The following is a 19,952-nucleotide window of genomic DNA, read 5'->3' as shown; positions in this document are numbered from 1 at the left end:
CTATCGTATCAAACGATCAAGAATAAAAGGTTTATCGTCTTCACTTTTGCTAACAAATGCCCCTTGCACAGATTTTTCCATACTTGAAGAAGGTACTTCCAATGCCCCTTTACGCCCACACCCAACAATAAGGATACCCCCAAAAAGGACGATTGTTAAATTCTTTAGAATGATTACCATATGTCCTTTTTCTCCTATTGATATTTTTTTATTTTTGGGTTTATAATTAAACCATTCAAGCAGTTACAAGGCGTTTTTTCCAATAGGAAATTTGACAAAGGACTTCTGAAGGAGCCGTACCCCCAAAACTTTTACGGCTTTTAACAGATTTTTCAACTGTCAAAACATCAAAAAGTGCTGCATTGATACCTGGATATATCGCTTGAAGCTCAAACAATAACAAATCATTCAAAGCACATTCTTTTTTTTCTGCTAATGCGACAGCTTGCCCTGTAATATGGTGTGCTTCACGAAAAGGAAGCCCTAATTCACGCACAAGCCAATCTGCAAAATCTGTTGCGGTTGCATAACCAGAATCAGCCGCTTGTTTCATCGCTTCTTTATTGACTTCAAAATCACCCATAATCCCTGTCATTGCTGCTAGTGATAATTCTAGACTCAAAGCCCCATCAAACACGTATTCTTTATCTTCCTGCATATCTTTTGAATAAGCAAGGGGTAATCCTTTCATCACCGTTAACAATCCAATCAATGCACCATTCAATCGCCCTACTTTAGCACGCACGAGTTCTGCAGCATCAGGATTTCTCTTTTGTGGCATAATAGACGAACCAGTTGAAAAAGCGTCAGATAAACGAATAAAATTAAATTGTTCGCTTGACCAAAGAATAATTTCTTCTGCTAAACGCGAAAGATGCGTCGCACAAAGAGCACCTGCGCTTAAAAATTCTAAAGCAAAATCACGATCAGAAACACTATCAATCGAATTTCGTGTTGGTTCTCTAAAGCCTAGTGCTCGTGCTGTCATAAAACGATCAATTGGAAAACCTGTCCCCGCCAAAGCAACAGCACCTAAAGGCGATTCATTCATACGTTCAACCGCATCACGCATCCGTGATAAATCCCGACCAAACATTTCAACATAAGCCATCATATAATGACCAAATGTTATAGGTTGTGCAATTTGTAAATGCGTAAAACCTGGCATAAAAGTATCGACATGTTGTTCTGCGCGAAAAAGCAACTGTTCCATCAATTGCTTTAAAGCTTGTGCTATTCTCTGCAATGCCTCACGCACCCACAAACGAAAATCAACAGCGACTTGATCATTGCGTGAACGTGCCGTGTGCAAACGCCCTGCAACAGAACCAATCAATTCGCTCAACCGCGCTTCAATATTCATATGAATATCTTCAAGCTTTCGTGAAAAAATAAATGTACCGTTCTCAATTTCTTCACGAATAAGCTTTAAGCCATAAACAATTTTTTCATAATCGGATTGTGAAATGATCTTCGTTTGCGCTAACATCGCGGCATGAGCGAGTGAACCTTCAATATCTTGCCGATAAAGTTTTTGATCAAAATCAATTGAGGCGTTAATTTCTTCCATAATTGCAGCAGGCTCCCTTGTAAAGCGGGCACCCCACATTTGGTTCTTTAACGTCTCATCTGTCATATTCTAAAAATACCTAATAAAAAGGAATAAAAATTATGATTCATCAAACTATCACAAACCGAAAAAAGAAGAACAAAAAAGTACAATTCTTCATCGCATCCTTCTTTATTATTGCCGTAATCTTAATTGCTATAAGCTTATACGCAATAAAAGACTCCCATAACAAGATCGCATCTTTCTTTACTCACTCTATTCCAAGAGAGAATATCCAAACAATACAAAAAGAAAAAATGTTAGCAATAAAAAAAGCGGCGAAAGGCTTTTTTGCACACATGCGTTTTGCTGATACGCCATCAGACATGAATCAACTTTCTTTTAAGGATATACAAGGAAAAAAACACAAACTTTCTGAATTTAACGGAAAACCATTGTTGGTTAATTTATGGGCTATCTGGTGTCTACCATGCCGCATAGAAATGCCAGAATTGGCGCAATTAAAACGAGAATTTGGAGGAAAAAATTTCGATGTAATCGCCATTAATATTGATAAAACAGCTTCTCCTGAAAAAATTCAACAATTTTTACAAAACGTTCATGCTGATAATCTGCTTTACTACCACGATGAAACAATGGCTGTTTTCAACAATATAAGACAACAAGGACTCGCTTTAGGATTACCCATAACACTCCTCATAGATAAAGAAGGATATCTTATTGCTTCATTCAATGGCGCTGCTCCATGGGCTAATGACGATGCCAAAGCGCTCATAAAAGCAGTTATAGAAGCAACATACTAACTGTCATAACCGCGCCGTTTCAAACGCTGTATAACAAGATCTAATGCTGATAAAAAAACAGAACGATCTTTAGGAGAAAAAGGACAAGGTCCCCCTGTTATATTACCTTGTCCTCGCAAATCCTCCATCAAATTACGCATTGCAAAAGCTGGACCGATTGAGTTTACATCAAAAATACGCCCCCTTGGTGAGAGACAAACACCTCCAGCCCGCACAACCCGTGCTGCTAAAGGAATATCACTAGTAATAACGATACTCGCTTCATGCACATGTTCTACAATCCAATCATCAGCACAATCAAGCCCACCGGCAACAACTACCCTTTCAATAAGTACTTCATCTGGAAGAGAAATAAAGCGATTTGCAACAACAAATGTTTTTAGCTGATAACGATTCATAACACGATAAACTTCAGCTTTTACAGGACAAGCATCTGCATCAATAAACAAAGTAATAGCAGGTTTTATTTGTGTATTTATTTTCTGATCTTCACGCAACATCAAATTCTTTCACTTATCCGAATGTTGCAAATGATTTCGATAAAACATAATCGCCGCGTTTATTTCACCACCTAAAATAAAAATTGCGCTCAATATGTAAAGAAAAATTATGGCAACCATAATAGAGGCTAACCCCGCATAGGTAGAAATATAATCAAACATTGTTAAATACTGTGCAAAAGCAATGGAAGCCATAAACCAAACAAACATTGTTACCAAGATTCCTGGCAAAATATCCATAAATTTCCGTTGCCCTGCTGGAAGCCATTTATGAACAATCAAAAGACTTACAAATAAAAAAACGGCTGCAATAATGTAGCGCCACAAACGAATAATACCAATATATTCGGTAATGAAAAAAGGGTGACGTTGTGTAATTTTTATCAGCAAAGGTGTTAAAACCAACAAAAAGCTAATGACAACAAGAGCAATGGCTCCAAGGATCACAAAAAATAAACTTTGAAAACGACACAACAATAAACTACGTCGATCAACAACACGATAAGCTTTATTTAAGGCTGCACGCAAAGCTTCAATACCATTAGAAGCAAAATAAGCTGCTCCAATAACAGAAATCGTCAACACACCTCCTCGCTGAACTGTTAAGACATTGACAATTTCCTTAGATAAAGGCTCCGCAATGATATCTGGCAATAACTGTACAAGCGCTTTAATTTTTTGCGGCGTATATGTAAAAGCACCCATAAAACTGGCAAGCGATGTTCCAAAAATAAAAAAAGGAAACAATGCCAAAAGTCCTGAAAGCGCAACATGGCTTGCAAAAGCGCTACCATTATCACGCCAATAGTGGCTTAGTGCATCACCAAAAATACGATAGCTATACCAAAAGATATTTCTTAACAAATCTTAATACTTTCTGGTAACTCTCTACCTCAATCTAGCTAAGCTTTATAAAAATTAGAAAACCCCTAAAAGAAATACTTCTGTAGTATAAAGGACAATAATCAATATGGTCAAGCCTCACTCTGTACCAAAATTGATAAGAACAAAGCAAAAAATTTTACGCAATACACACTAAAAAGGATAAAGATCTGGAGAACAATGAAGCACCAATAGAGTACACGAGATTATCTAAATAGTCCCCCTCAATGCATACTCTGTTATAAATATTCCTCTTGCACCAATAAAAACTTTTGAAGCTTGATTAACTGTACTTAAATAATTATTAACCTTCTTTATAGCAATCCATGACTCAAGGACTATGAGTTTCCAGCTAGCAAAGCTCAACAAAAAATCCTTCATTTTTCCCCGTCCTCTTTAGAAAGATTTTGGCGTCCAAAATCAGGTGCATCAATTTCCTGTCCAGCAGCAATGATATTGCGGCGTACAGCACGTGTACGTGTAAAAAAATTAAACAGTGTTTCACCATCTCCCAAACGAATTGCCTGTTCTAAAAAAGTAAGTCCTTCACGAAAACGGCTCAACATTTCTAAAATAGCACCCTTATTATGCAAACAAATGTCTCTCCACATAACAGGATCAGATGATGCTAAACGCGTAAAATCACGAAAACCTGAAGCAGAATAAGCAATCACTTCTGAATTTGTCACTTTTTCTAAATCACTGGCCGTCCCGACAGTATTATAAGCAATCAAATGTGGCAAATGCGAAACAATCGCCAAAACAAGATCATGATGTTTAGGATCCATCTTCTCAACACGCGCACCACAGGCTTCCCAAAAAGCCGTCAGTTTTGCAACAGCCGCAGCATCACTTTCAGCAAAAGGTGTTAAAATACACCAGCGATTTACAAACAAATCAGCAAAGCCAGCATCAGGTCCAGAATATTCTGTTCCAGCAATTGGATGACCAGGAATAAAATGAACTGTTTTGGGCAATAAAGGTGCCATTTCTGCAATAACCAATGCTTTTGTCGAGCCAACATCACTCACAATCGCCCCCGGCTTTAGATGATCACAAATGGTTTTGGCCACCTCAGCACTTGCTCCAACAGGAACAGAAACAATCACAAGATCTGCTCCTTCAGCAGCTTCTGCATTATTGGTTGTATAAAAATCTCCAAGCTCTAATTCACGCGCCCTTTGCAAAGTTTCTTGACGACGTGTTGCAATAGAAATATGAGCCGCAAGATCTTTCTTTTTAATCACTCTTGCCAAAGAAGAACCAATAAGACCTATCCCAATAAGTGCTATTTTTTCAAATGGAATATGAAGCATTTTTCACCTTTAAAAACGGCAATAAAAATACAATTGCAAAAGCCATAATTTACCTGTCCTCCTGTTCAAGAGTTCTGTATCAAACATAAAAAAACACAACTGACAAGAAAATGCATCACAATGGCTAAAACAAAATTTATGACAGAAAATAGAACACCTAACAACAGAGCTTGTTAATTGATTGCTTACAAGCATACATCACAAGACAAACATGTATTTACAAGTTCTTGGCTAATTAGAACATTATTTCACGTAAAACATCACTCATTTTCTTTTAAAACACTCGGGAGAATCTCAGGCACGTCTTACGATAAAAACAATCAAATATATTTTTTCAAATGTTGATAATTTTACCAAACAAATATACAGAAAATCCATCCTTCAAAAAAATAAATGAGAGAAAAAATTATTTATAAAACAAAATCTTTGCATAAAATGGGAACAACTACAACACACAATATGTCCCAAACAATGTAGCGAATACTGCCAATCACTTTAAGACACCACCTGGCGCCCGCACACCAATTGTAAGTCCTAAGAGAGCCTGACGAGTGATAGCTTCACTTAAAAGTGGATTTTTACGGCTGTCTAACACAGCATTTTGAATTTTTTCCATGGCGTAAGAGATATACTCAAGTTTCCAATATTTTAAAGCTTGTTCAACGATTTTTTTTCGTTGAAAAAAAATCGGCGGTCGCGCTTGAGAAACCACTGTAAAAGGAGGCATTCCTTCAACTTCCACTTGATAACGCAAAAGCTGTAACTGCTGAAAATGCCTTTGCGCCGTACTCAAAATAAAAAAAAGTGTACCCATTGCTGCATGTCGGTTAAAATGATCCTCAAAACCTGCTATATCGCCCAATAACAAAGCATCAATTACTTCATCTTGAGAAAAAACACTCACATTGCTCACAACAGCTTTTACATCTTCAAGAGTAATATGAGAATCTGATGCATAAAGACAAAGCTTCTCCAATTCACCCCGTGATACGAGACGATCTCCTCCCAAACTTTCGCGTAACCACTTACGTGCTTCTAAAGAAAGCGTCTTTTTAAAATGTCCTAAAACGTCATCAATTAAACCATCAAGAGAACGCGCATCATCTGCAAAACAGGGTAAAGCCATAGTATTTGATGCCGTTTCAATAATATTGCGCAGCCCTGTTCCTTTTTTCAAATCTCCAGCTTCAATAAGAATAAAACACGCTTCTGGTGGTTTCTCGATTAAAAGTTTCAATGCTGTAAGAAAGCCTTTTTGATTTACACCATGAGAGACCCAAATCAAACGATCTCCCCCAAAGAGCGATAAAGTACGTGCTTCATTTTCCAAACGGATAGGATCTTTATCAATCTCAGCAGCATCTAAACGAATTGTCGAAAAGGGATCTTCTAATGCTACCTTTGTCAACTTAGCAAAACGCTGTGCACGTTCACAAACAAGACCACGATCTGGACCATAAATGAGAATAATAGGAAAAGACCGCGAAAAACGTGTTAAAAAACCATCAACTTCATGTGCTTTTTTCTGAGCCAAAATATTAATCCATTAAAAGTTCATCATTATCAAGAACCTCCCCACGAATTTTCTGAAACATACCAAGTAAATCATTTACATTAAGGCCTTTACGTTCCTCGTGGCATACATCTAAAATCACTTCTCCACCATGTAACATCAATGTCCGATCTCCATGATCAAGGGCTTGACGCATAGAATGCGTCACCATGATAGTAGTTAACTTCTTCTCTTCAATAATATTTTCTGTCAAACGCATTACAAAATCAGCCATTCCTGGATCTAATGCCGAAGTATGTTCATCAAGCAATAAGACATCTGCGTGCGCTAAAGTAGCCATGACAAGACAAACTGCTTGACGCTGTCCACCAGATAAGCTGTCCATACGATTATGAAGATACTTTTCAAGACCAAGGCCTAATTGAGCAATTTTATCTTGAAAAAATTGCCGTTTCTCACGTGTCAAAGCCGAACGAAAACTACGACGACTTCCCCGAAGAGCTGCAAGAGCTAAATTTTCTTCAATCGTCAAAGAGCTACAACTTCCTATTAACGAATCTTGAAAAACACAAGCAACTTTACCAGCTCGCTCGCTGATTGATTGACAAGAAACATCTTGCCCATTTATAATTACTTGCCCTTCTGTAGGTAACAATGCACCCGATAAAACACCCAACAAAGTTGATTTACCAGCGCCATTTGAACCAATAACTGTAACAAAACTTCCCTGTTCAACTTTAAGATTAATATTAATCAAAGCCTGTTTTTCAAGAGGTGTGTGCGGTTTAAAAGTAACTCCGACATGAGAAAACTCAATCATGTTTACGTCTTTCCAAAATGCGTGGTACAATAAGGGTAAAAGCGACCAAAAGCGCTGTGATCAACTGAAGATCCGTTGAGGTATTAATACCAAAATTATTTGCTTCAAATGCAAATTGCACCACAACACGGTAAAGGACTGATCCCATAATACAACCAATAATAATCCAAAAAATATTGCGTGTACGAAATAAAGTTTCGCCAATAATAACCGCCGCCAAACCGAAAACAATCGTACCAGCCCCCCCTGTAATATCTGTAGCAATTGCTGTTTGGATATAAAGAGAACCTCCAAGCGCTACACATGCATTTGAAAGCCCCATACCAAAATAAATCAATGCTGATGTGTGAATTCCTTGCGCTGTCGCCATCCGTGGATTAGCCCCCATTGCCCGCATAGCAAGACCTTTTTCACTTTCCAAAAAACGCCAAAGAAAAAAGACAACAATCAACAAAACACACCCCACAAAAAGCGGGCGCACAAAAATGTCAGAAAGACCAAAGAGACCATAAAAAGGCGTTAAAGCTGTATCAGAACGCGCCAAATTAACACTCGATCCCCCCGTAATTCCCATAATACGAAGGTTAACGGTATAAAGAGCAGACATGGTAAGAATTGAAGCTAAAAGGTTCAAAATACCAAATTGCAAATTTAAAAAAGCCGTTAATAAACCCGCCGCCATTCCTGCACAAAAAGCACATAGTATCGCAATCCACGCATTAAAACCCAAAAGAATCAAAACACCACAAACACATGATCCAAGAAGAAAGGAGCCATCAACCGTCAAATCAGGAAAATCTAAAACACGAAAAGAAAGATAAACTCCAACCGCAACAAAAGCATAAATAAGTCCTAATTCCAAAGCTCCAAAAAAAGCAAATATATTCATTTAAATACCCCCTCCACGAGGAATTATGTAGTCTATCCTTTCACAAAAAATTTATTGAATAACTTTTGTTGCACGTTCAAGAACTGCCCGTGGAATTGTAATACCTGTCTCTTTCGCTGCTTTCATATCAATCATAATATTATCATTTGCAGAATACATAACATCAATATCACCAGGTTTTTCACCATTTAAAATACGTAAAACCAGTTTTCCAGCATCAACGCCTACATTATAAAAATTCACACCCTGCGTCATAAAAGGCCCGCGACCAATCGTATTCGAATCAACAGTAAACAAAGGAATATTTGTTTCACGTGCAACTTTCGCTGCACCTTCTAAAACTGAGAGAACTGTATTATCCGCAGGAATAAAAATAATATCTACTTTACCGACTAAAGCCCGTGCTGCCGCTTGAACATCGGAAGGTTTTGGCGCTGATGAAGAAACAATTTCGATTCCCACCTTATCTGCTAAATCTTGCAAACTTTTAAGAGTCGCAACGGAGTTCGCCTCAGACGCATTATAAAGATAACCAAGCTTTTTCAAATCTGGTTTTACTTCCCGCAAAATCCGCAGATTTTCTGCAAGATCAATACGATCAGAAACTCCTGTCACGTTCTCACCAGGCTTAACAAGCGAAGACACAACTTTTGCTTCGATAGGATCAGAAATCGCAGCAAAAATAATAGGAATTGTTTTTGTTGCTGCCACCATTGTTTGTGCTGAAGTGGTAGTAATCGCAACGATAACATCGGGTTTATCACCAACAAATTTACGTGCAATTTGTGTTGCTGTAGAAATGTTTCCCTGCGCTGATAAAAAAGTCAATTGTAAATTTTCACCCTGCTTATATCCATTTTTTTCTAGTGTATCTTCAACTCCTTTGCGAACTGCATCCGCAGCAGGATGTAGCATAATTTGTGTAAGTGCAATTTTAACATGATCTTTCGCTTTTACAAAACTGCTCATGACAAAAATAGCCACAATAGCAATACATATTCTCACAATTTTCGACATTTTACTCCACCCCTTTTTCAACAACTGAAAAGGAAACAACTTATTGAAGAGTATGTATAAAATCAATCCTTATTTCCATTTTTGAAATATTCACACAATAAATCAAACTGAGATGTTATTTTTTTGTTGCAATTCAGTGAAGCCTAAGCCATACAAGCAACATCTGGAACAAAAGATGTTTCATATCAGTGAGCGGGTGTAGCTCAGGGGTAGAGCACAACCTTGCCAAGGTTGGGGTCGTGGGTTCGAATCCCATCGCCCGCTCCATTAGTTCTTATTCTATTATTCATGGATTTTTGTATTAATCAGCTTATATTTATGGGTCTTTATATAACATCCCTGTAAATAAAGCTTCGCAGTGAAACGAATGATAGAGTAAAATTTCTTCGTTCTTAGCTATTAATCGCTTTATTCATTCTTCCATAATTCATAAAAATGATGTAGTGGTCCACGTCCTTTTCCCACTTGCAAAGCATTTGAAGCGGATAAAGCGCCATTCAAATAGTCTTTTGCTATTTTAACCGCAGAAACCAAAGGTTTTGTAGGCAACAAAGCAGCAATCGCCGCTGAAATGGTACAGCCTGTACCGTGATCATGAATTGTTGTGAGACGAGAAGCTTCTAGCATTACAAGACCCTCAGAATCACAATAAAGATCTGGACTAGAACAATCGTGATTCACTGTCCCTTTTTGGCTAAAAACATTCAAATGCCCTCCCTTCAACAAAACAGCACGACACCCTAGTTCCAAAAGCTGTGGACCATAATGATACATTGCTTCTAACGACCATGGTACTTCACGTTCTAACAACATCGCAGCCTCAGGCAAATTAGGCGTAATAAGTGTTGACATCGGCACAAGAACATCACGCATAATTTCAACTGTATCAGGCTTTAAAAGAACATCGCCACTTTTTGCCACCATAACAGGATCAAAAACAATGAAAGGCGCTTTGTAATAAGCAAGACGCTCTGCAATAACCCGTGCAATCTGAGCATTTGCAACCATACCAATTTTAACAGCATCAACATGAATATCCTCAAAAACAGAATCAATTTGATCAGCAACAAAAGAGGCATCCAATGCCTGAAAAGCATGCACACCCTGGGTATTTTGTGCAACAACAGCTGTAACCACACTCATACCATAAGTCTTCATGGCTGAAAAAACCTTCAAATCTGCCTGCATTCCAGCACCACCAGAAGGATCAGTCCCCGCAATAGATAAAATCCGTGGAATAAAAAGAGTGTTTTGGTTACCGCGTTGTTTCATCAACTTCTTTCCTTATGTTTTACAATATTGGGAAATAGTTTTCCCTAAAAATAGATCTTTGAAAAAACATAAAGAGAGATGTTTTCTCATATAAAATACGTTATATACAAAGTGTTTTTGTAGATATAAAATGGAAAATGTAGTGCTGATCCTTCGTTCTCTTCTTTTCACGTTCGCTTTTTATACAACCACTTTCATACAAATGATTCTTTATGCTCCGGTTTATTTTTTAATGCCACGCAAACAAGCATGGATTGTACCCAAAATATGGGCGCGTGTTACACTTTTTTTGCAAAAATATATTGCCGGTACAAACTATGAAATTGAAGGATTAGAAAATCTCCCTAAGGGAGCATATATCATAGCTCCTAAACATCAATCCGCATGGGAAACCTTCAGCCTTGTTCCCTATTTTGACGACCCTGCTCTCATCTTAAAACGTGAATTAACATGGATTCCATTTTTTGGCTGGTACATGGCAAAAACACAAATTATTCCCATTAATAGGACAACACCTATTAAAGCTCTAAAAATCATCATACAAAAAGCAAAAGAAAAAACACAGCAAGGGCGCCAAATCCTGATATTTCCCGAAGGGACACGCCGACAACCCGGACAAGAGCCAAATTATAAATCAGGAATTGTTGCTCTTTATAATGAGTTAGGACTTCAAGTTGTTCCCATTGCACATAATGCCGGTTTATATTGGCCACGTAACAATTTTCGCCGCTACCCCGGAACAATCCGCGTTCGCATTCTTCCCCCCATAGAAGTTGGTTTAACCAAAAAAGATTTTCTAGACCAACTTATCCAAAAGACAGAAAAAGCCTGTGATGAATTACTTGTATTAGCCGCTCAAGATCCGAACTCTCCTCCTATGCCACCTTCTGCTATTAAAAGACTTCAAAAACTTAGTCATATTAGTCATGATTGAAAAGACTTAGCACGTTATTAACCATCTATTTTCTCTATTATGGACAGAAAAATATCGTGTGCTACATTGAAGTAGTTCTAAGTTATAAACATAAATAAGAAGATATGGAACTCATTTAATGCGGCAATTATTTTATAACTTGTTTTTATCTTTTATTCTAAGTTTGACGAGTACTCTAGCTCTCGCACATCCCTTTATCTCTGTTGATGTCGCAACCGGACGTATCTTAGAACATAACCAAGCCTTTGAGCGCTGGTATCCTGCTTCTTTAACAAAATTAATGACTACTTATGTCATTTTTCGCGCCATAAGCCGAGGTGAAATTTCTCTAAACAAACACATCACTATCAGCGAATATGCAGCAAAAGCTCCCGCATACCGTTCAGGATATAAAGCAGGTTCTGTTCTTACGCTTGATACAGCTTTAAGTATTACTTTGGTTAAATCCACCAATGATCTGGCCATTGCCATGAGTGAAGCTGTTGCAGGTTCAGAAGAAGCTTTTGTGCAACAAATGAATGCTGAAGCGCAACGCTTAGGCATGTTTGGAACCCATTTTTCTAATGCAAGCGGCTTACCAGACCCATATAATTATTCTACAGCACGCGATATTGCTCTTTTGGCGGTTCAGATCCGTAGAGAATTTCCTCAATATGCCCATTATTTTTCGATTCCAGCAATTGATTTCGGTAACAAACGAAAAATCCAACACAATTCGAATAATCTCATTGGTCGTTTTGATGGCATAGACGGCATGAAAACAGGTTTTATTTGTGCCTCTGGTTTCAATCTTGTTGCCTCAGCGACCCGCAATAAACGCACAATTATTGCAGTAATTTTAGGATCTAATACCGTAATTGAAAGAGAAGAAAAAGCCGCTCAGCTCCTTGATACAGGATTTTCTCACCAAGGAACGCTTCAATTAACATTAGCAACACTAGGCCCCTATGGAACCAAAATGACACAAGCAACTGATATGAGAAAACAAACTTGTACGCCTGAGGCTGCTAAAATAAACTTAAACTCTTACGATAAACAAGGAAACATTATTCTTACTTCACCTTTTATCACTGCTACACCTTCTTTTGCTCCCCCTTTACCGGTACGACTCATTAGTGCACCACCTACGCTTACATTCAAAGAAAAGCCCCTTAAAAAACCTCACATTTTGCATAAAAAACAAACAAAGCGCCCTATGAAAAAGCCCATAAAGTACACTCAATGACGAAAACGAAAACAAAGCGCATTCCTCTTACACTTATTACAGGCTTTTTAGGCTCTGGAAAAACAACTTTACTCAATCGCCTGCTGCAAGACCCTCTTTTGGCTGAGTGTGCTGTTATCATAAATGAGTTTGGTGCGGTCAGTATAGACCACCTTCTGGTTGAAAAAACGACAGAAGGAATCATCGAACTCGCAAATGGTTGCTTATGCTGCAATTTACGCAGTGACCTTATTGATACAGTAATTAATTTAATTGATCGCATTCATACAGGACATCTTAAACAACTCAATCGCATCATCATTGAAACAACAGGTGTCGCTGATCCAATTCCCATTTTACAAGCTCTCCTAAGCCACCCACTCTTAATGCAAACATTATCCATAGACGCTGTTCTTACAACATTTGATACATTAAATACGCCTTCTATAATTGAACACTATCCTGAAATACAAAAACAATTAGCGCTTGCTGACAAAATTATACTCACAAAAACAGATCTTATTGACCAAAAAACGCCCTTAGATACACTCATCAGTACTCTCAAAACAATTAATCCTACAGCGCACATCATTGATGTCCATTCTGATCACAGCCGCTCAAGTGCATTAATAAGTAAAACATCATGGGATGAAAAAGAAAAAAATACGGAACTTAAACAACAATACACTTTTGCTCCGTATAACCATACGTACCAATGGAACATCCGTGCTTTTTCCCTAGAGTGTGAAGAGCCTATTGATTACGTAACTGTAGAAGCTTTTTTAGATCTTCTAACAAACCTCTATGGCAAAAAATTACTACGTATTAAAGCAATTATCGCCTTGCGTGATGACCTTCATCGCCCTCTTGTATTACATGGGATACAGACGTTTTTTCATCCGCCAATAAGATTATCCGCATGGCCAAAAGGAATCACACAAACGCGTTTTGTCATCATTGCCGATGGTGTTGAAAAACAAGCAATACAAAAACTCTTCGATGCTTTTTTAAATAAACCAACAATAGATACCGCAGATAAAACCGCTATATTAGATAACCCTTTAGTCATTCCAGGAATAAAATTTTAGTTTCTTCCTCGTCAATCCATAAAAATCTTTGATGAAAAATAATGCGTATTTTCAGACACGTTCTTCCACATGCCCTATACAAGAGAACACCATAAACGCTCACACACTAAAAAATAAAGCATTTCAAAAATGCCAAGAAATCTCTCTTTTAAGACTTACAACATGAGAAAAACTTAAGTTTTTTGTATTTTAGTTGAAAACATAACGCTTTTCATAAGCCCAAACTCTTGGGGGTTTACGATTTTCCTCAAAAAAATCATAACCTTTCTTGAGCATAACCCAAAATTGATAATGAGGATTATCGCGATGGCGTGCCATATTAGCATCAGTCATGCGAAAAGGAAAAGCTTGCAACTGAAATTCTCTCTGCCCGCCTCTAAAAGCGTCACGTGCAAAAGCATAAATCTGTGCCATATTAACATCAGTCATGGAATAACAACCAGCAGAAAAGCACGAACCATGCACCATAAGATTGCTTCCTGTACGACCATGCATTTGATCATAAAGGTTAGGAAAACCAATATTAAAAGCAAGATAATATTGCGAATAAGGATTCATCTGGTTTGCGCTAACAAGATAAAAGCCTTCCGGTGTTTGCAGATCTCCTTCCTTATATTTAGGTCCAAGCTGGCCTGACCATTTGCAAATATCATAGCGAGCTACCAGAACAAAAGACCCTGAACGGGACTGTTTCCAAATTTCGGCAATATTTTCTTCCTTAAAAAAACGCATCATAATCGGCGCATAAAGATCAATATTGTACAAAACCATTCTATTTTGGATTTCTTGCGGTAATGGTTGCTCAACTTTAGCCTTAATAGAAGCTGGCAACCTCTCTTTACATGCTGTTAAAACTCCAATTGTAACCAAAACACACACTACGAGGAATCTGTTGAATATCATAAAAAACTCCAACCTATCATAACCCCTCATAAACGTCCTATGCTAATGATCGACCAATTTGAAGATATTTTTCCCAACGTTCCTGTTTAAGAGTTTCACCATCTTTTCCCGCCATAGACTTTAGAGCAACAGAGATGATATTTCCGGCAGCATCAATCACAGCCTCTTTATCTCGATGTGCACCTCCTAAAGGCTCTGGAATAATACCATCAATAATTTTTAACTGGTACAGATCTTGAGCGGTAATACGCATATTCATTGCGGCATCTTTTGCCCGCGTTGGATCACGCCATAAAATAGAAGCTGCGCCTTCTGGAGAAATAACAGAATAAATTGCATGCTCTAGCATATAAACTTTGTTAGCTGCAGCAATTGCTATCGCTCCTCCTGATCCCCCTTCTCCAATAACGACCGAAACAACAGGAACCTTTAAACGTAAAGTCGCTGCTGTTGACTGAGCAATTGCTTCTGCTTGACCGCGCTCTTCAGCGCTCACACCAGGATACGCCCCTGCTGTATCCACAAAAGTGAGGAGTGGCAAGCCAAAACGATCCGCCATTTCCATAATACGTACAGCTTTGCGATACCCTTCTGGACGTGCAGAACCAAAATTATAACGCAAACGAGTTTGCGTATCGTGACCTTTCTCCTGACCTATGTACGCAACTGCTTCACCTTTAAAGCGAGCAAAACCTGCTTGAATAGCCTCATCTTCAGCAAACTTGCGATCTCCTGCCAAAGGTGTAACATCACTTAGCAAACGCGCAGAATAATCCATAAAATGGGGACGATCAGGGTGACGAGCCACTTGTGTTTTTTGCCATGGCGATAACTTTCTATAAATATCGCGTAAAGCCGTTTGAGAACGCATTTCAAGACGCGCAATCTCATCGCTCATATCAAGACTACCTTCTTCTTGAGAAATCTTTTTTAATTCAAGAATTTTCCCATCAAGATCAGCAACTGGTTTTTCAAAATCAAGATAATTATACATTGTACCCATCTTATCTGGTGTGACTTATATACTTATAATTCGTTTTATAAAGTATTTTTCAAAAACACTACTTTTTACCTAGCCTCCTGCTCATCAGCAAGTGGATGATGCTCATTAACTAAACGATAGAGCCCTGATTCTAAAACATGTGTGTAAATCTGAGTAGTAGCAATATCAGAATGACCTAACAAATGTTGCACAGCACGCAAATCTGCACCATTTTGCAAAAGATGGCTAGCAAAAGCATGACGCAACACATGAGGAGAAAATCTATCGCTTTTAATCCCAGCCCTTCTAGCGAGACTTTTCAACTCCCGTGCAACAAACTGACGAGCAATATATCCCGTCTCTGAGCGCGCTGGAAAAAGATAAAGACTCGCTGAATTTTTTCCTTGATCACGTAATTTTAACCACTGCGAAAGAACTTGGTACGCTTTTTTTGACAACAATACCATTCTTTCTTTTTTGCCCTTACCACGAACCAAAATACAAAATCCCTTCCCACGAACTGCCTGCACCGGAAGACTTACCAACTCACTAATGCGTAATCCTGTTGCATACAGCATTTCGCTTAACAGCTGAAGACGCAATGCACGGAGATAATCTTTAGAGCCTGAATCTGCTTGATTAACCTCCAATTGTGCAAAATCAAGCAATTTTGTCACTGCATTTTCATTGATAACCTTAGGTAAAGGGCGCTTTTGACGAGGTGCATCAATATCGTTGGAAGGATCGTCTTTTCTCAATCCTTCCGCATAAAGAAATTGATAAAACTGACGCAAAGTCGATAAACGACGCGCTTGTGAGGATGCTGCAAAACCAAGAGTATGCATAAGCGCAAAAAGACCAACTAAATCTTTTCTTTGGGCTGAAAAAAGTGAAACAGAGTGTGAAGACAGTTTGTCTTGTGCCCACTGTAAATCATACTGATATGCTGCAAGCGTATGCGCGGAAGCTCCTCGCTCCGCACTCATCATCTCAAGAAAATGATCTATCATAGCACCACTTTTCATTTCATTGATTCACTTTCAAAGAAAGATTGGATGAATTTAAAGGAACATCGATAAACATATCTACTGTTACCGGCTCAACCCAGACGACAAGAGTTACCATTATACCGAAAAGAACAGCAAGCGAAATAAAAAGAATTATTAAAAGTCTGGTTAATGTTGGCATGATACAATAGAACTATCTAAAAACAATTTATCCCTATCATGCCTTACAAAGATTAACAGGAATTGACTTTCCGACAGATAAATGCCGAAATAAAGCCATGAAAAATAGCCGACCTAAACATATCCCAATAATACAAGTAAGAAACCAGCTCTTATCATCCCTTGATAAACGTGCTCTTGTACTTGTTGGTCTTATGGGTGCCGGTAAATCCGTAATTGGAAAACGGGTTGCCACCATGCTCCATTTGCCCTTTTATGATTCCGACCAAGAAATTGAAAAAGCTGCGCAAATGACAATCACTGAACTTTTTAAAACTTATGGCGAATCGGAATTTCGCGCTCTTGAACAGCGTGTTATTCTAAACCTTATGAAAAAAAGTCCTCTTGTTTTAGCAACAGGTGGCGGTGCCTACATTAATGAAAACATCCAAAAAGCTATTCATCAAAATGGTATATCCATATGGCTCAAAGTAGATCTTAATATCCTCATGAAACGTGTTTCTCGGCGTCCAACCCGACCACTTCTTCAAACAGAAAATCCTCAAGAAACTATGCAAAGACTCATGGACCAACGCCATCCTATCTACGCAAAAGCGGATTTAACAATTAAAAGCCATAAAGAAAGTCGTCATACCGTAGCACAAAATGTCATACGATCTATACAGCACTACTTATATAAAGAAATCAACGATAGGAACAACCAGCATGCAAACTAAGACCGTCACTGTTAAACTGGACAAACACTGTTATAATATCATCATTGGTCCAGGTTTGATTACGCAAGCTGCTTCACAGATTAAGCAATCTCTTAATCATAATCACCAAAATCTTCATCAAACACGTTTGGCCATCATTACAGATACAAATGTTGCTTCCCTCCATTTAGAAATACTACAAGAAGAATTTAAAAAAAATAAAATCCACACTGTTCCAATTATTGTGGAAGCGGGAGAGAAATCAAAATCATTTTCAACCCTCAAAATTGTCATCGATAAAATTCTTGCTGCACGTCTAGAAAGAGGCGATAGTGTCATTACTTTTGGCGGTGGTGTCATTGGCGACCTAGGAGGATTTGCTGCAAGTATTATACGCCGCGGAATGAACTTCATTCAGATGCCTACAACGTTACTTGCACAAATTGACTCCTCTGTTGGCGGAAAAACTGGGATTAATAGCCGATATGGTAAAAATCTTATTGGTACTTTTTATCAGCCCCAATGTGTTATTGCTGATACTTGTACCCTTGATACACTGCCATTGCGCCAATTTCGTGCTGGTTACGCTGAAATGGTTAAATATGGACTCATTAACCAGCCTGATTTTTTCGAATGGCTTGAAAAAAATGGTCAAAGAATTTTTTCTAATGGCCCTATACGAACAGATGCCATTGTACGCTCATGCCAATTTAAAGCTGATATTGTAGCACGCGATGAATACGAAACAGGAGAACGCGCACTCTTAAACCTTGGTCACACATTTGGACATATGCTTGAAACAGCAACGGATTATGACTCAAACCGTTTAATCCACGGTGAAGCTGTAGCGATTGGGATGGTTCTAGCCCACCAATTCTCCGCTCAACTGAATTTAATAAGCCCCACACTCACACACCGCATGGAAACACACCTTAAAGCAGTGGGATTGCCTACACAATTACAAGATATCCCAGGTAAAATACCAAATGCTGAAACACTGATGACTCTTATCTCCCAAGATAAAAAAGTTTCACAAAACAATCTAACCTTCATCCTAACACGCGGACTTGGCCAATCATTTATTGCAAAAAATGTCTCTCCGGAAGCAGTTTTAACTTTTCTGGAACAAAAATTAGCAGAAATTCGTTAATTCATATTGAATATAATTGATTCGTTTTTATACTTCTATTAAAGAAATAAACATGATGATGTCTGCGTAGCTCAGTAGGATAGAGCACAGGATTCCTAAAGAAATTGGGCGCTTTAAGGAGAAATCTTCAAAGTGGATCTGCTCAAATTCGGGGAAAGCTTTACGGGGAGCTCCCGTGCCAATCCCGAGCCAAGCCTCTCTTCAAAGGAGAGGAAGGTGTAGAGACTGAACGGGCAGCACCTAAAGAGCATAAGCTTCAAGGTGAAGAGACAGTCCAGACCACAAACAGTCTGTAAAGCTGGCGGTGAAAGCCGAAGTGGTATGAATCCTGGGGTCGCAGGTTCGAATCCTGCCGTAGACACCATCGCATCAGTTAAATTATTCTTCTGCTTAATATAGGGAAGCATTATGAAAAAAACTCTGCATATTTTAGGATTTTTGACCGCCTTAAGTTTATCACTCTTTGGCTCAGGCAATACCTTGGCTGCTTCTTTAATCATTGAAGTACCAGATAATCCAGAGCCAACAACGCAAACCATTTCCTATCAATGTGATACTAAAACAGGTAAAGAGCGCGTTGAAGCAACCTATCTCGATGCTGGCAATATTTCATTGGTTGACTTCAGATGGAAAGGTGAACGTGTTCTTGCTGCAAATGTCATTGCCGACACAGGAAAAAAATATGAAGGAGAATGGTATGTTTGGTGGAAAATGAACGACGAAGTCACACTTTACGATCATCTTCGTGATCCAGAAAGAAAAACCCCCATCCGTTGTAAAGATGAATCAACATTACTGTTCTAAATAAAGAAAGAAGCATTATGAAAAAAACTCTTTTTAATGCCGTTTTGAGTCTATCACTGTGTAGCTCAATGAGTGCCTGTGCTGCCTCTTTAGTCATTGAGGTACCAGACACTCCAGAACCAAGAAAAGAAACTGTTGTCTATCAATGCAGCAATAAAACAAAAAAAATGCGTGTTGAAGCAACCTACTACGATACCGATGAGTTTGGACTAGTTTATCTCAAATGGAACGGAAAGCGTATTATCGCTTCCAATGTTGTTTCCGCTTCTGGAGTAAAATATGTAGGAGGTGAATATACTTGGTGGACAAAAGGAAACAATGCAACATTTTATGACGTCATTAATGATCCAAAGGAAGAAAACTTCCTCGACTGTATAAAAGAAAAAAACACAGAATAAAGAAGATTCTTTATACTAAGAACCA

The 19,952-nt window shown here is 38.4% G+C and carries 21 protein-coding genes and 1 tRNA gene; 9 read left to right on the top strand and 13 right to left on the bottom strand.

Annotated features, from left to right (window positions below; genetic code table 11):
• Positions 1-180, bottom strand: a complete 180-nt coding sequence (locus MCS_RS05520; RefSeq protein WP_004856277.1) for a lipoprotein — start codon at positions 178-180, stop codon at positions 1-3.
• Positions 181-235: 55 nt separating this feature from the next.
• Complete coding sequence (gene argH / locus MCS_RS05515; RefSeq protein WP_004856275.1) at positions 236-1,636, bottom strand: argininosuccinate lyase; 1,401 nt, start codon at positions 1,634-1,636, stop codon at positions 236-238.
• 35 nt (positions 1,637-1,671) lie between these two features.
• On the opposite strand from argH, the gene MCS_RS05510 reads away from it, so the two are divergent.
• The gene (locus MCS_RS05510; protein WP_004856274.1) at positions 1,672-2,373 is read left to right on the top strand and encodes a TlpA disulfide reductase family protein; all 702 of its coding nucleotides are present in this window, start codon (positions 1,672-1,674) and stop codon (positions 2,371-2,373) included.
• Here MCS_RS05510 and MCS_RS05505 read toward each other — a convergent pair.
• The 7 genes from MCS_RS05505 to MCS_RS05475 form a co-directional block, all read right to left on the bottom strand.
• Complete coding sequence (locus MCS_RS05505; RefSeq protein ID WP_004856272.1) at positions 2,370-2,873, bottom strand: YaiI/YqxD family protein; 504 nt, start codon at positions 2,871-2,873, stop codon at positions 2,370-2,372. The genes MCS_RS05510 and MCS_RS05505 overlap by 4 nt on opposite strands.
• Before the next feature lie 9 nt (positions 2,874-2,882).
• On the bottom strand, positions 2,883-3,737 hold the full coding sequence (locus MCS_RS05500; RefSeq protein WP_004856271.1) for a YihY/virulence factor BrkB family protein: 855 nt from the start codon (positions 3,735-3,737) through the stop codon (positions 2,883-2,885).
• 395 nt (positions 3,738-4,132) lie between these two features.
• Positions 4,133-5,071 carry a prephenate/arogenate dehydrogenase family protein gene (locus MCS_RS05495; RefSeq protein WP_004856267.1) on the bottom strand — a complete coding sequence of 313 codons (939 nt, stop codon included), beginning with the start codon at positions 5,069-5,071 and terminating at the stop codon, positions 4,133-4,135.
• A 490-nt stretch (positions 5,072-5,561) separates the two neighbouring features.
• Positions 5,562-6,605, bottom strand: coding sequence for a DNA polymerase III subunit delta (holA, locus tag MCS_RS05490; protein WP_004856266.1), 1,044 nt, complete (start codon positions 6,603-6,605; stop codon positions 5,562-5,564).
• Between the two features lie 4 nt (positions 6,606-6,609).
• Positions 6,610-7,404, bottom strand: coding sequence for an ABC transporter ATP-binding protein (locus tag MCS_RS05485; RefSeq protein ID WP_004856265.1), 795 nt, complete (start codon positions 7,402-7,404; stop codon positions 6,610-6,612).
• Positions 7,397-8,293: an ABC transporter permease gene (locus tag MCS_RS05480; RefSeq protein WP_004856264.1), complete on the bottom strand. Its 897-nt coding sequence runs from the start codon at positions 8,291-8,293 to the stop codon at positions 7,397-7,399. Before MCS_RS05480 ends, MCS_RS05485 begins: the two co-directional genes overlap by 8 nt.
• A 51-nt stretch (positions 8,294-8,344) precedes the next feature.
• Positions 8,345-9,310 carry an ABC transporter substrate-binding protein gene (locus tag MCS_RS05475; protein WP_004856263.1) on the bottom strand — a complete coding sequence of 322 codons (966 nt, stop codon included), beginning with the start codon at positions 9,308-9,310 and terminating at the stop codon, positions 8,345-8,347.
• Between the two features lie 192 nt (positions 9,311-9,502).
• Here MCS_RS05475 and MCS_RS05470 point away from each other — a divergent pair.
• Positions 9,503-9,577: transfer RNA gene (locus MCS_RS05470), tRNA-Gly, on the top strand.
• 141 nt (positions 9,578-9,718) lie between these two features.
• Here MCS_RS05470 and thiD read toward each other — a convergent pair.
• Positions 9,719-10,582 (bottom strand): bifunctional hydroxymethylpyrimidine kinase/phosphomethylpyrimidine kinase, encoded by an 864-nt coding sequence (thiD, locus tag MCS_RS05465; protein ID WP_004856262.1) that lies wholly within the window; start codon positions 10,580-10,582, stop codon positions 9,719-9,721.
• A 130-nt stretch (positions 10,583-10,712) separates the two neighbouring features.
• Here thiD and MCS_RS05460 point away from each other — a divergent pair, with 130 nt between their 5' ends.
• The 3 genes from MCS_RS05460 to MCS_RS05450 all read left to right on the top strand — a co-directional run bounded on the left by MCS_RS05460 (position 10,713) and on the right by MCS_RS05450 (position 13,808).
• Positions 10,713-11,516 (top strand): lysophospholipid acyltransferase family protein, encoded by an 804-nt coding sequence (locus MCS_RS05460; protein ID WP_035451905.1) that lies wholly within the window; start codon positions 10,713-10,715, stop codon positions 11,514-11,516.
• A gap of 118 nt (positions 11,517-11,634) precedes the next feature.
• Entirely contained in the window at positions 11,635-12,741 is a 1,107-nt protein-coding gene (locus MCS_RS05455; protein WP_004856260.1) for a D-alanyl-D-alanine carboxypeptidase family protein, read from the top strand.
• Positions 12,738-13,808: a CobW family GTP-binding protein gene (locus MCS_RS05450; protein ID WP_004856259.1), complete on the top strand. Its 1,071-nt coding sequence runs from the start codon at positions 12,738-12,740 to the stop codon at positions 13,806-13,808. The genes MCS_RS05455 and MCS_RS05450 overlap by 4 nt, the downstream gene beginning before the upstream one ends.
• 189 nt (positions 13,809-13,997) lie before the next feature.
• Here the strand turns inward: MCS_RS05450 and MCS_RS05445 are convergent, their stop codons facing one another.
• The 3 genes from MCS_RS05445 to MCS_RS05435 all read right to left on the bottom strand — a co-directional run bounded on the left by MCS_RS05445 (position 13,998) and on the right by MCS_RS05435 (position 16,718).
• Entirely contained in the window at positions 13,998-14,711 is a 714-nt protein-coding gene (locus MCS_RS05445; protein WP_035451903.1) for a L,D-transpeptidase family protein, read from the bottom strand.
• Between the two features lie 37 nt (positions 14,712-14,748).
• Complete coding sequence (locus MCS_RS05440) at positions 14,749-15,705, bottom strand: acetyl-CoA carboxylase carboxyltransferase subunit alpha (RefSeq protein ID WP_024864151.1); 957 nt, start codon at positions 15,703-15,705, stop codon at positions 14,749-14,751.
• Positions 15,706-15,779: 74 nt separating this feature from the next.
• The gene (locus tag MCS_RS05435) at positions 15,780-16,718 is read right to left on the bottom strand and encodes a tyrosine recombinase (protein WP_004856256.1); all 939 of its coding nucleotides are present in this window, start codon (positions 16,716-16,718) and stop codon (positions 15,780-15,782) included.
• A 260-nt stretch (positions 16,719-16,978) separates the two neighbouring features.
• Between MCS_RS05435 and MCS_RS05430 the strand changes: the two genes are divergently transcribed.
• The 4 genes from MCS_RS05430 to MCS_RS05410 all read left to right on the top strand — a co-directional run bounded on the left by MCS_RS05430 (position 16,979) and on the right by MCS_RS05410 (position 19,927).
• Positions 16,979-17,596, top strand: coding sequence for a shikimate kinase (locus MCS_RS05430; protein ID WP_004856254.1), 618 nt, complete (start codon positions 16,979-16,981; stop codon positions 17,594-17,596).
• Positions 17,586-18,725, top strand: a complete 1,140-nt coding sequence (aroB, locus tag MCS_RS05425; protein ID WP_004856253.1) for a 3-dehydroquinate synthase — start codon at positions 17,586-17,588, stop codon at positions 18,723-18,725. The genes MCS_RS05430 and aroB overlap by 11 nt, the downstream gene beginning before the upstream one ends.
• 408 nt (positions 18,726-19,133) lie before the next feature.
• Positions 19,134-19,529, top strand: coding sequence for an MliC family protein (locus MCS_RS05415; protein WP_004856252.1), 396 nt, complete (start codon positions 19,134-19,136; stop codon positions 19,527-19,529).
• Positions 19,530-19,546: 17 nt separating this feature from the next.
• The gene (locus tag MCS_RS05410; protein WP_004856251.1) at positions 19,547-19,927 is read left to right on the top strand and encodes an MliC family protein; all 381 of its coding nucleotides are present in this window, start codon (positions 19,547-19,549) and stop codon (positions 19,925-19,927) included.
• The last annotated feature ends 25 nt before the right edge of the window (positions 19,928-19,952 follow it).

Source organism: Bartonella doshiae NCTC 12862 = ATCC 700133 (genome assembly GCF_000278155.1).
GTDB classification, from domain to species: domain Bacteria; phylum Pseudomonadota; class Alphaproteobacteria; order Rhizobiales; family Rhizobiaceae; genus Bartonella; species Bartonella doshiae.
This window is presented reverse-complemented; position numbering and strand designations above follow the sequence as displayed.